The 15,818-nt window shown below is 61.9% G+C and carries 14 protein-coding genes; 3 read left to right on the forward strand and 11 right to left on the reverse strand.

Annotated features, from left to right (window positions below):
* Positions 1–33 precede the first annotated feature (33 nt).
* The 3 genes from recJ to xerD are packed head-to-tail and all read right to left on the reverse strand — an operon-like array spanning position 34 to position 3,415.
* A complete protein-coding gene (recJ, locus tag L1P05_RS14065; RefSeq protein ID WP_012849750.1) occupies positions 34–1,767 on the reverse strand; it encodes a single-stranded-DNA-specific exonuclease RecJ in 1,734 nt (577 codons plus the stop codon).
* 4 nt (positions 1,768–1,771) lie between these two features.
* Positions 1,772–2,488 (reverse strand): bifunctional protein-disulfide isomerase/oxidoreductase DsbC, encoded by a 717-nt coding sequence (gene dsbC / locus L1P05_RS14070; RefSeq protein WP_012849751.1) that lies wholly within the window; start codon positions 2,486–2,488, stop codon positions 1,772–1,774.
* 27 nt (positions 2,489–2,515) lie between these two features.
* On the reverse strand, positions 2,516–3,415 hold the full coding sequence (gene xerD, locus L1P05_RS14075) for a site-specific tyrosine recombinase XerD (RefSeq protein ID WP_012849752.1): 900 nt from the start codon (positions 3,413–3,415) through the stop codon (positions 2,516–2,518).
* 150 nt (positions 3,416–3,565) lie between these two features.
* On the opposite strand from xerD, the gene fldB reads away from it, so the two are divergent.
* Positions 3,566–4,078, forward strand: coding sequence for a flavodoxin FldB (gene fldB, locus L1P05_RS14080; RefSeq protein ID WP_012849753.1), 513 nt, complete (start codon positions 3,566–3,568; stop codon positions 4,076–4,078).
* A 24-nt stretch (positions 4,079–4,102) separates the two neighbouring features.
* On the opposite strand, the gene L1P05_RS14085 is transcribed toward fldB, so the two are convergent.
* Complete coding sequence (locus L1P05_RS14085) at positions 4,103–4,519, reverse strand: protein YgfX (protein ID WP_034167931.1); 417 nt, start codon at positions 4,517–4,519, stop codon at positions 4,103–4,105.
* Positions 4,500–4,766 carry an FAD assembly factor SdhE gene (sdhE, locus tag L1P05_RS14090; protein ID WP_012849755.1) on the reverse strand — a complete coding sequence of 89 codons (267 nt, stop codon included), beginning with the start codon at positions 4,764–4,766 and terminating at the stop codon, positions 4,500–4,502. The genes L1P05_RS14085 and sdhE overlap by 20 nt, the downstream gene beginning before the upstream one ends.
* A 353-nt stretch (positions 4,767–5,119) precedes the next feature.
* Between sdhE and ygfZ the strand changes: the two genes are divergently transcribed.
* Positions 5,120–6,118 (forward strand): tRNA-modifying protein YgfZ, encoded by a 999-nt coding sequence (ygfZ, locus tag L1P05_RS14095; protein ID WP_012849756.1) that lies wholly within the window; start codon positions 5,120–5,122, stop codon positions 6,116–6,118.
* A gap of 42 nt (positions 6,119–6,160) precedes the next feature.
* Here ygfZ and L1P05_RS14100 read toward each other — a convergent pair whose 3' ends face one another.
* Entirely contained in the window at positions 6,161–6,985 is an 825-nt protein-coding gene (locus L1P05_RS14100) for a shikimate 5-dehydrogenase (RefSeq protein ID WP_012849757.1), read from the reverse strand.
* 158 nt (positions 6,986–7,143) lie between these two features.
* Positions 7,144–8,016 carry a nucleoside-specific channel-forming protein Tsx gene (locus tag L1P05_RS14105; protein WP_012849758.1) on the reverse strand — a complete coding sequence of 291 codons (873 nt, stop codon included), beginning with the start codon at positions 8,014–8,016 and terminating at the stop codon, positions 7,144–7,146.
* Positions 8,017–8,621: 605 nt separating this feature from the next.
* Here L1P05_RS14105 and trhA point away from each other — a divergent pair.
* The gene (trhA, locus tag L1P05_RS14110; protein WP_012849760.1) at positions 8,622–9,275 is read left to right on the forward strand and encodes a PAQR family membrane homeostasis protein TrhA; all 654 of its coding nucleotides are present in this window, start codon (positions 8,622–8,624) and stop codon (positions 9,273–9,275) included.
* A gap of 54 nt (positions 9,276–9,329) precedes the next feature.
* Here the strand turns inward: trhA and L1P05_RS14115 are convergent, their stop codons facing one another.
* The 4 genes from L1P05_RS14115 to gcvT all read right to left on the reverse strand — a co-directional run bounded on the left by L1P05_RS14115 (position 9,330) and on the right by gcvT (position 15,757).
* Complete coding sequence (locus tag L1P05_RS14115) at positions 9,330–10,742, reverse strand: alanine/glycine:cation symporter family protein (protein WP_034167930.1); 1,413 nt, start codon at positions 10,740–10,742, stop codon at positions 9,330–9,332.
* 493 nt (positions 10,743–11,235) lie between these two features.
* Complete coding sequence (gene gcvP / locus L1P05_RS14120) at positions 11,236–14,118, reverse strand: aminomethyl-transferring glycine dehydrogenase (RefSeq protein ID WP_012849762.1); 2,883 nt, start codon at positions 14,116–14,118, stop codon at positions 11,236–11,238.
* Positions 14,119–14,207: 89 nt separating this feature from the next.
* On the reverse strand, positions 14,208–14,594 hold the full coding sequence (gcvH, locus tag L1P05_RS14125; RefSeq protein WP_015462282.1) for a glycine cleavage system protein GcvH: 387 nt from the start codon (positions 14,592–14,594) through the stop codon (positions 14,208–14,210).
* Positions 14,595–14,632: 38 nt separating this feature from the next.
* Positions 14,633–15,757 (reverse strand): glycine cleavage system aminomethyltransferase GcvT, encoded by a 1,125-nt coding sequence (gene gcvT, locus L1P05_RS14130; RefSeq protein WP_012849764.1) that lies wholly within the window; start codon positions 15,755–15,757, stop codon positions 14,633–14,635.
* Positions 15,758–15,818 lie beyond the last annotated feature (61 nt).

Consider the following 15,818-nt stretch of genomic DNA (forward strand, 5'->3'; position numbering starts at 1 on the left):
CCCTCTACAATACATGATTTTGCTGACCCTACCTCAGCGCGGCCAGAGGTGTTGGATCATTAACTGTACACTGCGATTGCCACGGTACTCATTGATGTCCAGCCGATAGGCCAGCTCCACCTCACGCACGCTGGCGTCCGGCCACAGGGCGGTATCCACATTAAACGCAATGCCGTCCAGCAGCGGGCCGCCGCCCAGCGGCTCCAGCATCAGCTTAAGGTGGCGCTCCCCGACCAGGCGCTGCTGCAGAATGCGAAACTGACCGTCAAAGGTCGGCTCCGGAAACGCCTGTCCCCAGGGCCCACCGTCGCGCAGCAGCTCCGCCACCGGCAGCGTCAGCTCATCGCTGCTCAGCGCCCCGTCCGACCACACTACCCCTTCCAGCTGGGCCGGATCGAGCCATTCGCCCACCAATTCATCAAAGTGATGACGGAAGTCGTCAAAGCGCGTCGCCTCAATGGTCAGCCCCGCCGCCATCGCATGGCCGCCAAATTTCTGCATCAGCCCCGGGTGCTGGGTGTCCAGGCGCTCTAGCGCATCGCGCATGTGCAGCCCTGGCAGCGAGCGCCCCGATCCCTTTAGCAGCCCCTCTCCGGCCGGAGCAAAGGCGATCACCGGACGGTAAAAGCGCTCTTTGATGCGCGAAGCCAGGATCCCCACGACGCCCTGATGCCATTCGGGATGGTAGAGCGCCAGCCCATAGGGCAGCTGCGTCAGGGTACGCTCCAGCCCGGCGCAGATCGCCAGCGCCTCGCTCTGCATCCCCTGCTCTATCTCGCGGCGCGTCTGGTTTAGCGTATCCAGATCGCAGGCCAGCGCACGCGCCTGCGGCATATCGTCGCTCAGCAGCAGCGCCACCCCCAGCGACATATCGTCCAGCCGCCCGGCGGCGTTGAGGCGCGGCCCCAGGGCAAAGCCGAGATCGCTGGCGGTCAGGCGCAGGGCGTCGCGCTTGGCCACCTCCAGCAGCGCGCGGATCCCCGGACGACAGCGCCCGGCGCGAATACGGCTCAGCCCCTGGTGCACCAGGATACGGTTGTTGGTATCCAGCGCGACCACGTCCGCCACGGTGCCCAGCGCCACCAGATCCAGCAGATCGGCCAGATTGGGCGCAGGGCGCCCCAGTTGCTCAAACCAGCCCTGCTCGACCAGGTGACGGCGCAGCGCCAGCATCAGATAGAAGGCGACGCCGACGCCGGCCAGCGACTTGGAGGGAAAATCGCAGTCGGCCAGATTCGGGTTGACGATAGCCTCCGCCGCCGGCAGCGTCTCTCCCGGCAGATGGTGATCGGTCACCAGCACGCGGATCCCGCGCGCGTGGGCCGCCTCGACCCCGGCGTGCGACGACACGCCGTTATCCACCGTCATGATCAGCTCCGCCCCCATGGCGGCGGCCTGTTCGACCACCTCTGGGCTCAGGCCATAGCCATCCTCAAAACGGTTGGGCACCAGATACTGCACGCTATCGCAGCCCATGGCGCGCAGCGCCAGCACCGACAGCGCGGTGCTGGTCGCGCCGTCCGCATCAAAATCACCGACGATCACCAGTCGCAGACGCTGCGCCAGCGCCTCCTGCAGCAGCGTCACCGCCCGCTCAATACCGTTCAGCTGCTGATATGACAGCAGCCCCTTCACTCCGCGCTCCAGCTCGGCGGCGCTGCGCACGCCGCGGTTGCCGTACAGACGGCGCAGCAGCGGCGGTATCTCGTCCGGCAGCTGACACTCCGCCGCCGCCTCTCGCCGGCAAAGCCGTGTCTTAATCGTCAAAACATTAACCTTTCTTCTGGCTCATCTGCGCCTGGGCATCCAGCATCGCCAGCATCTCTTTCGGCCCCTGATAGCCAGGGATCACCATCCCGTTGCTCAGCACGATCGCCGGCGTCCCCTGAATGCCAAACTGCACGCCCAGCTCATAGTGAGACTTGATGTTCACATCACAGGTCGCCGGTGAAATCGCCTCCCCCTTCAGCGCGTCGTCGAAGGCCTTGCGGCGATCCGCCATACACCAGATCGACTGCATATCCTTCTCCGCCTTGGAGTCCAGCCCCTGGCGCGGGAAGGCGAGGTAGCGCACGGTGATCCCCAGATCGTTGTACTCCTTAATCTGGGAGTGCAGCTTATGGCAGTAGCCGCAGGTAATATCGGTAAAGACGGTGATCACATACTTCTGCTTCGGTGCCTTATAGACAATCATCTCCGGCGCCAGCGCGTCCAGGCGCTTCATCAGCAGCTGATTGGTGACGTTTTCCGGCACCGCGCCGCTGACGTCATACATCGGCCCCTGCAGGATATGCTTACCATCGTCCGTGACATACAGCACGCCGCCCTCGCTGAAGACCGTCTTCAGACCGGCCACCGGCGACGCCTGGATCTGCGCCTGCTGGATCCCCAGCTTCTTCAGGGACTGCTGGATCGCGGCATCATCTGCCCGGGCCAGGCCGCTGAAGGATGCCGCCAGTAATGCCAACCAAATCACGCTTTTCTTCATAATGAATTCCTTTGAATTGCCCTCCGCTCAAGCGCGGGGATGATGCTGTTGATGTAGCTGTCTCAGACGCTCTGTCGCTACATGGGTATAAATCTGGGTCGTAGAAAGATCGCTGTGCCCCAAAAGCATCTGTACGACACGTAAATCGGCGCCATGGTTCAACAGATGGGTGGCAAACGCATGGCGCAGCACGTGCGGCGACAGACGCTCCGCATCGATCCCCGCCAGGACAGCATAGTGCTTAATCCGGTGCCAGAAGGTCTGGCGCGTCATCTGGCGGGCGCGATTGCTGGGAAACAGCGCCGCGACCGTCTGGCCGTTCACCAGCCACGGGCGGCCATACTCCAGATAGTACTCAATCCAGTAGATCGCCTCCTCCCCAAGGGGAACCAGGCGCTCTTTATTGCCTTTGCCGATCACCCGTACCACACCCTGGCGCAGGCTGATATCCTCCTGCGCCAGCCCCACCAGTTCGGACACCCGCAGACCGGTAGCGTACAGCAGCTCCAGCATCGCCTTATCACGCAGCTCCAGCGGCGTATCGATGGCGGGCGCCTGTAGCAGGGCATCCACCTGGGCTTCAGAAAGATCTTTCGGCAGCCGCTGCGGCAGCTTGGGCGAAGCCAGCAGCGCGCTCGGATCGTCGCTGCGCAGCTTCTCTCGGTACAGATACTGATAGCAGCGGCGCAGCGCGCTGAGCAGGCGGGCCGAGCTGGACGCCTTATAGCCCCCGTCCATGCGCTGGGCGAAAAAGTCCTGCAGATCGCCGTGCGCCGCCGTAAGCAGGGTGAGATCGTGATAGGCCAGCCATTCGGCCAGCGTGCGCAGATCCTGGCGATAGGAGGCCAAGGTATTTTCCGCCAGATTTTTCTCCAGCCACAGCGCGTCCAAAAACTGTTCGATCAGCGCCTGATCCTGCTCGTGCACCCCGACTCCTTATCCATCGTATCGCTGTCTGGTATCCCGCCTGCACGCTGCGTGCGGCGCCTTATCGACGGCCAGCCTACATGATGCGGTCAGTGGTTTCAAATCTGTTACACTGCCCGTATCCGCTTGGGCAATCATGGCAAATGCACAATGAAAATCGGTCTTTTTTATGGCTCCAGCACCTGCTACACCGAGATGGCCGCCGAGAGCATTCGCGACATTCTGGGCGCCGATCTGGTCACCCTGCACAACATCCGCGACACCCCGCCCGCGCTGATGACGGAGTACGACATACTGATCATGGGGATCCCCACCTGGGACTTCGGTGAGCTGCAGGAGGATTGGCAGGCCGCGTGGGACGCGCTGCCGCCGCTGCCAGGAAAAATCGTCGCGCTGTATGGCATGGGCGATCAGCTGGGGTATGGAGAGTGGTTTCAGGACGCGCTCGGCATGCTGCACGATCGCCTGATGACGCTCGGCGCCCGCCCGATCGGCTACTGGCCGACGGCGGGCTATACCTTCACCGCATCGCGGGCAACGCTGGACGACGGGCGCCTGTTTGCCGGCCTGGCGCTGGACGAGGTTAATCAGTTCGATCTCAGCGAGGCGCGGCTCCAGCGCTGGTGCCAGCAGATCATGCTAGAAACCGCCGATCTGCTATAGCGGCCGCGCCGACGGGGCGCCCCGCTATGCGCGATCGTCGCCCGCATCGAGCAGCGTGCGGCGCAGCTGCCCCCACTCTTCGCGGCTCATGCTGTCGGCCGCCAGCCACAGACGGCGGCGGCACGGCGCACCATGGGTACTCTGCAGGATCAGCAGCGCCCCCAGATCGCTAACCCAAGGGCGTCGGGCCAGGCGCCACTCGCGCAGCTGCCAGTGCCACACCTGCGGCGCCAGCAGCTGCAGCTCACCGCGGTTACGCGCAATCCGGCGCTGGCTGCGGATACACTCAAAGATCACCGCCACCAGCAGAATCAGCCAGAATACGCTGTAGTTTTCCGGCCAGGGCGCCAGCAGGATCGCCAGTACCAGCGCGCCGTGCCCCAGCAGAAACATCACCTGGGTACGCCAGGAGACGTGAACATTACAGCGCCAAAGGACCACGTTCTTTATTTCGCGTCTGAATCAGCGTAATCATGCGGGCCAGATCGGCGTCATCCGGCTTACCCTGGTTCATCAGCCATTTAAATAGCTCAGGATCGTCACAGGCCAGCAGGCGGACAAAGGTCTGTTTATCGGCATCGTTAAGCGCATCATACTCATGTTCAAAGAAAGGCATGATGGCGATATCCAGCTCGCGCATTCCGCGGCGGCACGCCCAGTGAACCCGCGCTTTATTATTGATATCCATGACTCATCCACTCCGGCTTCGGTTTCGGTTTCTATTTGGTAACTGACGGGACGCAGGCTCACACGCCGACGTCGCTGGCGGCGTCCCGCGCCAATGTGACTCTATTCTAGCGCGAAAACCCGTTTGATTTAGAAAATCCCTTAACACTCTGTCATATTTTGCCCGCTCTGCCACGGATAATATTTGTTATACGTGCTTTTTTATTTAGGATTTGCAATGTGTTACGCAACAACTCACGCCGAGAGCGTCTTATTTCTAAACCTGACCACATCGAGCGCAATTAACCATTGGCATTGTGGGCGACCTTTCTTACCATGGTCACTACGTCCGGTATGATCTTACAGGGAACTCTCATGAACCTTAACGCCCCCTTCTCCCCGCAGCCGCCTCTGGCCGCAGAGTACCTTCCCCTGACCCTGATGCGGTTGGATGACTGGCTGCCGATCAACGTCAGCGGCCCGGATGCGCAAAGCTACCTGCAGGGGCAGCTTACCGCCGACGTGCCGGCGCTGGCCGCCACGCAGCACACGCTGTGCGGCCACTGCGACGCCCAAGGCAAGCTGTGGAGCAGCCTACGCCTGCTGCGCCGCGGCGATGGCTTCACCTACCTGCTGCGCCGCAGCGTGGCCACCCTGCAGACGCTGGAGCTGAAAAAGTATGCGGTATTTGCCAAGGTCAGCATCGCCAGCGACGAGGCGGCGGTGCTGCTGGGCGTCGCCGGAGCGCAGGCAAGCGAGGCCCTCGGCGCCATCTTCCCGCGCCTGCCGGACGCCGACGCGCCGCTGCTGCAGGACGGCCGTAGCCATCTGCTCTATCTGGCCTGGCCGCAGCCGCGCTACCTGCTGATCTGCGATGATGCGGATGAAGCGGAGCGGATTTGCACCCCGCTGGCCGTGCACGCGCGCCTGGCGGACAGCGCCCAGTGGCTGGCGCTGGATATCGAAGCCGGGATCCCGCTCATCGATGAGCCCAGCTGCGATCGGTTCCTCCCCCAGGCCGTAAACCTGCAGGCGCTCGGCGGGATCTCGTTTAGCAAGGGATGCTACAGCGGCCAAGAGATGGTGGCGCGCGCCAAATACCGCGGCGCCAACCGACGGGCGCTGTTCTGGCTGCGCGGTAGCGCAGAGCGACTGCCGCACGCCAGCGAAGATCTGGAGCTGCGCCTGGGCGACAGCTGGCGACGCAGCGGTACGGTGCTGGCGGCGCAGCGGCTGGCCGACGGCGACGTCTACCTGCAGGCGGTGCTGAGCAGCGATCTCCCGGCAGACAGCGTACTGCGGGTACGCGACGATGCGCGGAGCCAGCTGACGCTGTCGCCCCTGCCCTATAGCATCGCAGATCAGCCGGAGTAATCCCCGCCGCGCCCGGCACAGCCTCTCCCCCGCGGCCGGGCGTCACTCTCCCCGGGCGTGGGCGGCGGCCTGCAAAAATAGCCCGTGCTCCGGTCGAATGCCGGTATACAGGACAAACTGCTCCACCGCCTGAATGGCGAACACCTCGGCCCCGGAGATCACCGTTTTCCCCGCCGCCCGCGCCGCCTGAACCAGCGGCGTCGCTATCGGTAGCGCCACCACCTCAAACACCGCGTGAGCCTGCGCGATGCGCGCGGGATGAAACGACAGCGCGTCGGCAAACTCGCCGCCGAGCATCCCCACCGGCGTGGCGTTGATCAGCAGATCGGCTGGCGCCTGCGCCGGCAGCTCATGGCACCAGGTATAGCCATACTGCGCCGCCAGACGCTGACCGGACTCGGCGTTTTTCGCCACGATATAGCCACGGGTAAACCCCGCGTCCCGCAGCGCGCAGGCGACCGCCTTGGCCATGCCGCCGCTGCCGTGCAGGGCAAAGCACATGGCGGGATCGAGCGCATACTGGCGCAGCAGCTGGGCGATGGCGATATAGTCGGTGTTATAGGCCTTCAGCCAGCCCTCCGTATTCACCAGGGTATTCACCGAGCCGATCCCGACCGCCGAGGCATCCATCTCATCCACCAGCGGGATCACTGCCTCCTTAAACGGCATGGAGATAGCGCAGCCGCGGATGCCCAGCGCCCTGACGCCGCCGATGGCGGCGACAATATCGCGGGTGGTGAAGGCCTTATACAGGTAATCCAGATCCAACGCGTCATACAGATAGTTATGAAAGCGGGTGCCGAAGTTACCCGGGCGCGCCGCCAGCGATATGCACAGTTGGGTATCCTTGCTGAGGTGTCGGGTCATGATAGCTCCTTAGGCCAGAAAAGTTCGCCGCACAGTCCCGACATCATGGCGCAAAACGCGGCACAGAAAAACGGCTCGTTTTCCTACGCGCCTTCCTCTTTTTTAGCCATGAAAAAGGCCCCGTCGCAGCGGGGCCTTGATGCACACAGGGCGTGGAATTAGAAGTTGTAACCCACCACCAGGTAGTAACCCCAGCCGGTCGGATGCAGATCGTCGCCCAGCGCGGCGCCCTCTTTCCACTGACCGCCGTTATGGAAGTAACGGGCCACCACGGAGTAGTGCCAATGGGTGTAGTTCAGCGCCAGAATATGGCTGGAGGCGATGGAGTTATTGGAGCGCAGCTGATTGCCGTTGCTGCCGACCCCGGACTTGTCGCCCAGACGGGAGCCGAAGTCAAAGTTAGTGAAGCCGATATAGTTCAGGTTGCCGCCCCACAGCTCGGTCAACGGCACGAAGTATTTCACCTTCACGCGGTAGCCGTCCCAGCTGTTTTCGTTGGCCGCACCGTAGTTTTCCCACTGGTACTTGCCGTACACGTTCAGCGACAGGCCCATCGGCAGACCGGTGTCAATGTCGGTCCCCAGACCCATATACCAGGTATTCTGGCGGCTATCGCTGTTACGCCCCATGTCAAAGACATAGTCGTTAGCGAAGTACCACTCTTTGAACGGACCGAAGCCCAGGTTCAAGCCGGTCAGCTTATCGATAGAGAAGCGCGGCTCGATCTCCATAAACAGCGGGGAGCCTTTATCCCAGATCCCCTTATCGACCGTGTTGCCGGCGCCGAAGAACTTCGGTACGTCAACATAGCCATAAAAATCGAGCCAGTCCTTCTTGGCAAAGGCTTCATACTCCAGGTACACATCATTGGTACGGAACGGCCCAAAGCGGGTATGGTAGCTACCCACCACGTTCACGCTCTGATGCCACCAGTCGGAAAGATACTCGCCGTTATTGTCCGCCGCCGTTGCCGTGACGCTGGTGGAGAGACAGGACAGCAGAGCGCCCGCAGCTAAAATTGTTTTTTTCATATGAGTGCCACTTACCTTAAAAAGCTCCCCGCGCAGAGGGAGACAACGACAACATGTCAACATCGCCACAAATCAGCCATCACTCGCGCGAACGCCCGCTCGTTGGCCTGGCGCATTATAGAAATAAACGGATACAGAAAACTGTGATCAAGTAAGAGTTTTTTAAAAGCGTAATCGATTGCGTTCACGATTGCGGAGAAAAACGACGCAGGAATAATACATTAATTGAGATTCTCATCAAATTAATAAGTTGGACGTTTTCCGTGCAGAAGATCTCTTTTTTGTTTAAAAATCAGTTTAGTAAATTCAACAAGATAGCCATAACCCCCGACAATCCCCCGCGCAGCGGCAAAAAGTGGCCCTGACGGCGGCGATCCGCTGTTGTAAAAGTAATAATCACGGTGATTATTTGTGATTTTAAGCACATCAACTCTCACTATATGGCCGCGCGCCGCGCCGCTTTTTTAGCGTACACGTGTACACTGGAATCATTCTCAGCTACTCTAGGTCGTTCCGTCGCTGGCGGAATGACCTAGAGTCGGGCGGCGTTTTCCCGGCTTACCCAAGCCCGGCGCGGGTCGGGCTTCGCTGCGTGAGATCATACGATGATGACAACCGCTTCCCCGCTGCAACCGGGGTACTCTCTGACCGAAGAGATCGCCAACAGCATCAGCCACGGCATCGGTTTTATTCTGGGGATCGTCGGGCTGGTTCTGCTGCTGGTACAGGCCATCGGCAGCGGCGCCAGCGCGATGGCGATTACCAGCTATAGCCTGTACGGCGGCAGCATGATCCTGCTGTTTCTGGCCTCAACCCTCTACCACGCCATCCCCAACCGGGCGGCCAAACGCTGGCTTAAAGTCTTTGACCACTGCGCCATCTATCTGCTGATCGCCGGAACCTATACCCCCTTTTTACTGATCGGACTGGATTCGCCGCTGGCGCGCGGGCTGATGGCGGTGATTTGGACGCTGGCGCTGCTGGGGATCCTGTTTAAGCTGGCCTTCGCCCACCGCTTTAAGATCGTATCGCTGATCACCTATCTGACCATGGGCTGGCTCTCGCTGATTGTTATCTATCAGCTGGCGATGCGCCTCTCCGGCGCGGGGATCGCGCTGCTGGCGCTGGGGGGGATCGTGTATACCCTGGGGGTTATCTTCTACGTCTGCCGGCGTATTCCCTACAATCATGCCATCTGGCATGCCTTTGTCCTCGGCGGCAGCGCCTGTCACTTCTTCGCTATCTATCTGTACCTCTAAGTAAAACGGCGGCAGGGGAGCCCCCTGCCGCCGTGATGCTAACGCCCGACGTTGTCATTCGCCTTCGGCGACTGCGCTACCGTGACGGCGCTGGCCGATCTCTCGAGTCAGACGGATCACCACCGGCGACAGCAGCAGCAGCGCAGCCAGGTTCGGCAGTACCATCAGGCCATTGAACATATCGGCCATATTCCACACTAACTCCACGTGGAAGAAAGAGGCGATGAAGATAAAGACGACCACCAGCATCTGATACACCCGCACCGCTTTCTGCGAGTTAAACAGATAGCGCACGTTGGTCTCCGCATAGTAGTACCAGCCAATGATGGTCGAAAACGCGAAGAAGAACAGTGAGGCGGAAATAAACAGGCTGCCAAAGTGGCCATAAACATAGGAGTACGCCTGCTGCGTCACGGCTATCCCCTGGCCTGAAAATACGCCGAGGAAAGAGGCCTGCGCCTGCCCGCCCTGCTGCCACATCGCCATGCCAGAGGTGATGATCACCAGCGCCGTCAGGGTGACGATCACGCACACCACAAACACCCCCATCATGGCGATAAAGCCCTGCTGTTCCGGGTGCTTCACTTTGGCCACCGCATGGGCATGCGGCGTTGACCCCATCCCGGCCTCGTTCGAGAACAGGCCGCGGGCAATACCGAAACGCATCGCCTGCTGGATAGCGATCCCCGCGCCACCGCCCAGCACCGCCTGTGGGTTGAACGCCGCCACGAAGATGGCCTTAAACGCCGGCAGAATATAGTGGGCGTTCAGGCCCAGGATCAGCAGCGCCCCGACCAGATAAAAGACCGCCATGGTCGGTACCACCTTCTCCGTGAAGGAGGCGATACTGCGTAGCCCGCCCATGATAACCCCGCCGGTCAGCACGGCCAGAACCACCCCGACGATCCAGCCCGGAACGCCCAGCGACCCCTCAAAAGCGGCGGCGATCGAGTTGGACTGCACCATATTGCCAATAAAGCCCAGCGCAAAAATAATCAGTACGGAAAACAGTGCGGCCAGCCATTTACAGTTCAGCCCTTTCTCAATGTAATACGCCGGACCGCCGACAACGTGCCCCTGTTTATCAAAAGACTTATATTTCTGCGCCAGAATGGCCTCGGCATAAATCGTCGCCATCCCCAGAAATGAGGAAACCCACATCCAAAAAATAGCGCCCGGCCCCCCGGCGACGATCGCCGTCGCTGGACCGGCCAGGTTCCCGGTACCCACCTGGCCCGCGATGGCCGTAGCGACCGCCTGAAATGAGCTCATTCCCTGCTTGTCTGCCTTATCGCCAGACAGAGACATACCACCGAACAGCGCGCGAAAGCCGGAGCCGAAATGACGGATCTGAATAAAGCCCAGACGCAGGGTGTAATAGATCCCCGTGCCGCAGAGTAAAAAAATCAATAGCTCATTCCACAACAGACTATTGATGCGGTTCACACACTGTGCCAAAAGTTCCATACCTGACATTACCCGTTTTTATTTTTGCCTGTCGGTGTATTGGGCGCTTAAACGGAAATAGCATGCCGCCGTCGCCCGGCAAACGGGCGCGGTAACATAAACCGGATAAACGCGGGAGCGGTACGCTGCCGGCGGGCGGAGAAAAACGCCTCTCCGCAATGGCAACATTTCACGATGAGAACTCTATCACACTTTACCCCCTGACCAGCCGGGGAAATCGCCGAACAACGCATGAATAAAAGTGATGATTAGCGCAAGTAATAACAAACAATCAAAATACAACAATATGATTTTAAACCAATTTTAATACAAAAGCGCCGGACACTCCGTTCGCTATCCGCCGGATAATGAATTAGAATATTTCATACATAAAATGGTCATAAAACGCGAGCGCGCCCCGGAAAACCGGGTGCGCAGTCGCTCCGACCCGCGGGACACGCGCAGAAAAAGCAGACGGGCGACCGTCACCGATCGCCCGCCCGTGGAGGATGACCTATGCCCAGTCGCTCAGCGGCGGGCAAGAGCACTGCAGATGACGATCGCCATAGACATCGTCCAGGCGCTTCACCGCCGGCCAATACTTGTTCTCCCGCGTCTGCGGCGTAGGAAACACCGCCAGCTCACGCCCATAGGGGTGATGCCACTCGCCCACCAGCTCACGCTGAGTATGGGGCGCATTGACCAACGGGTTATCCTGCAGCGGCCACTCACCGGCCTCGACGCGCGCGATCTCATCGTGAATCGCCAGCATGGCGGCGATAAAGCGATCCAGCTCGGCCTTATTCTCCGACTCCGTCGGCTCAACCATCAGCGTACCGGCGACCGGGAAGGACATGGTCGGCGCGTGGAAGCCATAGTCGATCAGACGCTTGGCGATATCCATTTCACTGATGCCGCTGCGCGCCTTCAGCGGGCGCAGATCCAGGATGCACTCGTGGGCCACATACCCCCCCTTCCCGCGGTACAGCACCGGGTAAACCGCCCCCAGACGGCGAGCGATATAGTTGGCGTTCAGGATCGCCACCGCGCTGGCGCCGCGCAGCCCCTCGGCCCCCATCATGCGAATATACATCCAGCTGATGGGCAGAATGGATGCGCTGCCAAACGGCGCGGCGCTGACCGCACCCTGACGGGGGGTCAGGCCGGGCAGCTGCACCACCCGGTGGCCGGGAACAAAGGGCGCCAGGTGAGCCTTAACGCCGATCGGCCCCATTCCCGGCCCGCCGCCGCCGTGTGGGATGGCGAAGGTTTTATGCAGGTTCAGGTGCGAGACATCGGCGCCGATATAGCCGGGCGTGGTGATCCCGACCTGCGCGTTCATATTGGCGCCGTCCAGATACACCTGCCCACCGTACTGATGCACTATCTGGCACACCTCGCGGATGGTCTCTTCATATACGCCGTGGGTCGAGGGGTAGGTCACCATGATCGCCGCCAGGCGCTCCCCCGCCTGCTGCGCACGTTCGCGCAGATCGTGCAGATCGATATTGCCCTGCTCATCACACGCCACCACCTCGACCTCCATCCCGGCCATCTGCGCCGAGGCCGGGTTAGTGCCGTGGGCCGAGGCCGGGATCAGGCAGCGGGTGCGCTGCCCCTCGCCCCGGCTTTCATGATAGCGGCGGATCGCCAGCAGACCGGCATACTCCCCCTGCGCGCCCGAGTTGGGCTGCAGGCAGACGGCGTCATACCCCGTCAGCTGCACCAGCCACTCCGCCAGCTGGCTCAGCAGAAGCCGGTAGCCCTGCGCCTGCTCCGGCGGACAGAACGGGTGCAGCGCGGCGAATTCGGGCCAGGTGATCGGGATCATCTCGGCGGCGGCGTTCAGCTTCATGGTACAGGAGCCCAGCGGGATCATCGCCTGATTCAGCGCCAGATCGCGCCGCTCCAGCCCGTGCATATAGCGCATCAGCGCGGTTTCGCTGTGGTAACGGTTGAACACCGGATGCGTCAAGATCGGCTCGCGGCGCAGTAGCGCCGTCGGAATACTGCCCTCGCTGGCCTCCTGGGCCAGCGTATCCAGGGTATCGATATCCAGCGCGTGGCCGTCACCGAGCAGGATGGTAAACAGCGCCTCCAGATCGTCACGCGTGCTGCACTCGTCAAAGCTGATGCCGACCGCACCATCCAGATCGCCGCGCAGGTTGATGCCAAAGCCGAGGGCCCGCGCCAGCACCGCCGCCTTATCGGGCACCGCCACCGTCAGGGTATCGAACCAGCGGTGGTTGCGCAGCGTCATCCCCTTTTGCTGCAGGCCGAGCGCCAGAATATCCGCCAGGCGGTGAACCCGTTCGGCAATGCGACGCAGCCCCTGCGGACCGTGATACACCGCATACATACCGGCAATATTGGCCAGCAGCACCTGCGAAGTACAGATATTGGAGTTGGCCTTTTCTCGCCGGATATGCTGTTCACGCGTCTGCATCGCCATGCGCAGGGCCGGCTCCCCGGCGGCATCGCGCGCGACGCCGATAATCCGCCCCGGCATGGCGCGCTTAAACGCATCGCGACAGGCAAAGAAGGCGGCGTGAGGGCCTCCGTAGCCCATCGGCACGCCAAAGCGCTGAGCGGAGCCAAACACCACATCGGCCCCTTGGCGCCCCGGCGCCTCCAGCAGCACCAGTGCCAGCGGATCGGCCGCCATGCAGGTGATCACCCCGCGCTCGCGCAGGGCATCCATCAGCGCACGATAGTCATGCAGATCGCCCTGCGTGCCGACCTGCTGCAGCAGCACCCCGAACAGATCGCGGTGATCCGCCGCCCGCCGGGCGTCATCGATGATCACCTCGATCCCGCAGCTCTCGGCCCGGGTGCAGACCACGTCGATAGTCTGGGGGTGCACATCCTGCGCGATAAAGAACACATTGGCCTGCTTCAGGCGGCTGGCGCGCCGCGCCAGCGCCATCGCCTCGGCGGCGGCGGTCGCCTCGTCAAGCAGCGACGCCGAGGCCAGATCCAGCCCGGTCAGATCCAGCGTCATCTGCTGAAAGTTAAGCAGCGCCTCCAGACGCCCCTGGGATACCTCCGGCTGATAGGGGGTATAGGCGGTATACCAGCCGGGGTTCTCCAGCATGTTGCGCTGGATGGCCGGCGGCGTCTGCACGCCGTAATAGCCCATGCCGATAAACGATCTGTAGCACTGGTTTTGCGCGGCGATCGCCCGCAGTTCGTCCAGCGCCTGCTGCTCGCTGCAGGCGGCGCCGATGGGCGGCGCGGCGGGCAGCTGAATATCCGCCGGGACGATGCGCGCCAGCAGCGTATCGAGATCCGGTGCGCCAATCTGCGCCAGCATCTGCTGCTGCTCCTCCGGCGTGGGGCCGATATGGCGGGCAATAAAAGCGTCACTGTTTTCAAGCTGGGTAAGGGTCTGAGTCATGGCTTACGCATTCCTGGATCGCGCCGCAGCCCGGCGCCCGGCAAATCATACGAAAAGGCCGCCTCAGGGGCGGCCCGGCGGTCACACGCTTATTCGTCCAGCGCGGCCAGATACCCTTCGGCGCTGAGCAGCGCCGCAAACTCGGCGGGATCGTCGGCCCGAATACGGAACAGCCAGCCCTCGTCATAGGGCGCCGCGTTGACCTGCTCCGGCGCCTCCTCCAGTGAGCCATTTACGGCCACGACCTCCCCCGCCAGCGGGCTATAGATATCCGACGCCGCCTTGACCGACTCGGCCACCGCGCACTCCGCGCCGGTATCGATATGCGCCCCCACCTCCGGCAGATCCACAAACACCATGTCGCCCAGCAGACTCTGGGCATGGTCGGTGATCCCGACGCAAAAGACCCCGTTTGCCTCTGCGCGTACCCACTCATGGGACGCGGTATACTTCAACTCTGTCGGCACATTGCTCATCGCCATCCTCTCCTGGAGTTATGTGTTGCTTCACTTGGTTAGTTGCCTACCGCCGCCGTATCGACGGACGGGATCAGGCTGTGGCCGTGACGGACAAAGCCCGGTTTCACCACGCTGAGCGCCAGCTCGCGACCGCGGATCTCGACCCATGCCTCGCCGCCGATCCCCTGCGGCACCCGCGCCAGCGCGATGCTGCACCCCAGCGTCGGCGAAAACGAGCCGCTGGTGATCGTCCCCTGACGGGCGTTACCCTGCTCATCGCAAAAGCGGATCGTCATGCCTGCCCGCAGCACCCCTTTCTCTCGCATCACCAGCCCGACCAGCTGCTCAGGATGCTGGCTCTGCTGACGCTCCAGCGCCGCCCGGCCAATAAAGTCACGCTCCGGCGGCGCCCAGGCGATGGTCCAGCCCATGTTGGCCGCCAGCGGCGAGATCCCTTCATCCATCTCCTGACCATACAGGTTCATTCCGGCCTCCAGACGCAGCGTGTCGCGGGCGGCCAACCCGCAGGGCCTGATGCCCGCCTGCGCCAGGCGCTGCCAGAAGGCCACCGCCTCATCCTGCGGCAGGGCTATCTCGTAGCCATCCTCCCCGGTGTAGCCGGTGGTGGCGATAAACAGCGATCCCGCCTGATGGCCGAAGAAGGGTTTCATCCCGGCGACCGTCTGACGCTGCGCCGGCGTCAGCAGCGCATCTACCCGCTGACGGGCCGTTGGCCCCTGTACCGCGATCAGCGCCAGATCGCGACGTTCGCGCAGCTCAACGCCAAAGGCGGGCGCATGCTCGCCGATCCAGGCTAAATCACGCTCGCGGGTCGCCGAGTTGACCACCAGGCGAAAATGCTGATCCGCCAGAAAGTAGACGATCAGATCGTCGATCACCCCGCCGCTGGCGTTCAGCATCGCGCTGTACAGCGCCTTGCCCGGCTGCGTCAGGCGCGCCACATCGTTGGCCAACAGATAGCGCAGAAAGTCCCGCGCCTTAACCCCGTGCAGATCCACGATGGTCATATGGGAAACATCGAACATCCCGGCATCGCTGCGCACCGCATGATGCTCCTCCAGCTGGGAGCCATAGTGCAGCGGCATCATCCAGCCATGAAAATCCACCATGCGCGCCCCGTCGGCCACATGCTGATCATAAAGCACCGTCTGTTTTGCCATTCTCATCCTCGCCTGAGTATGCGGCCGTCAGCCGCCGCGCTCGCGCCGCCGCGGACCCTCC

The organism is Edwardsiella piscicida, from assembly GCF_021733145.1.
Lineage (GTDB): Bacteria > Pseudomonadota > Gammaproteobacteria > Enterobacterales > Enterobacteriaceae > Edwardsiella > Edwardsiella piscicida.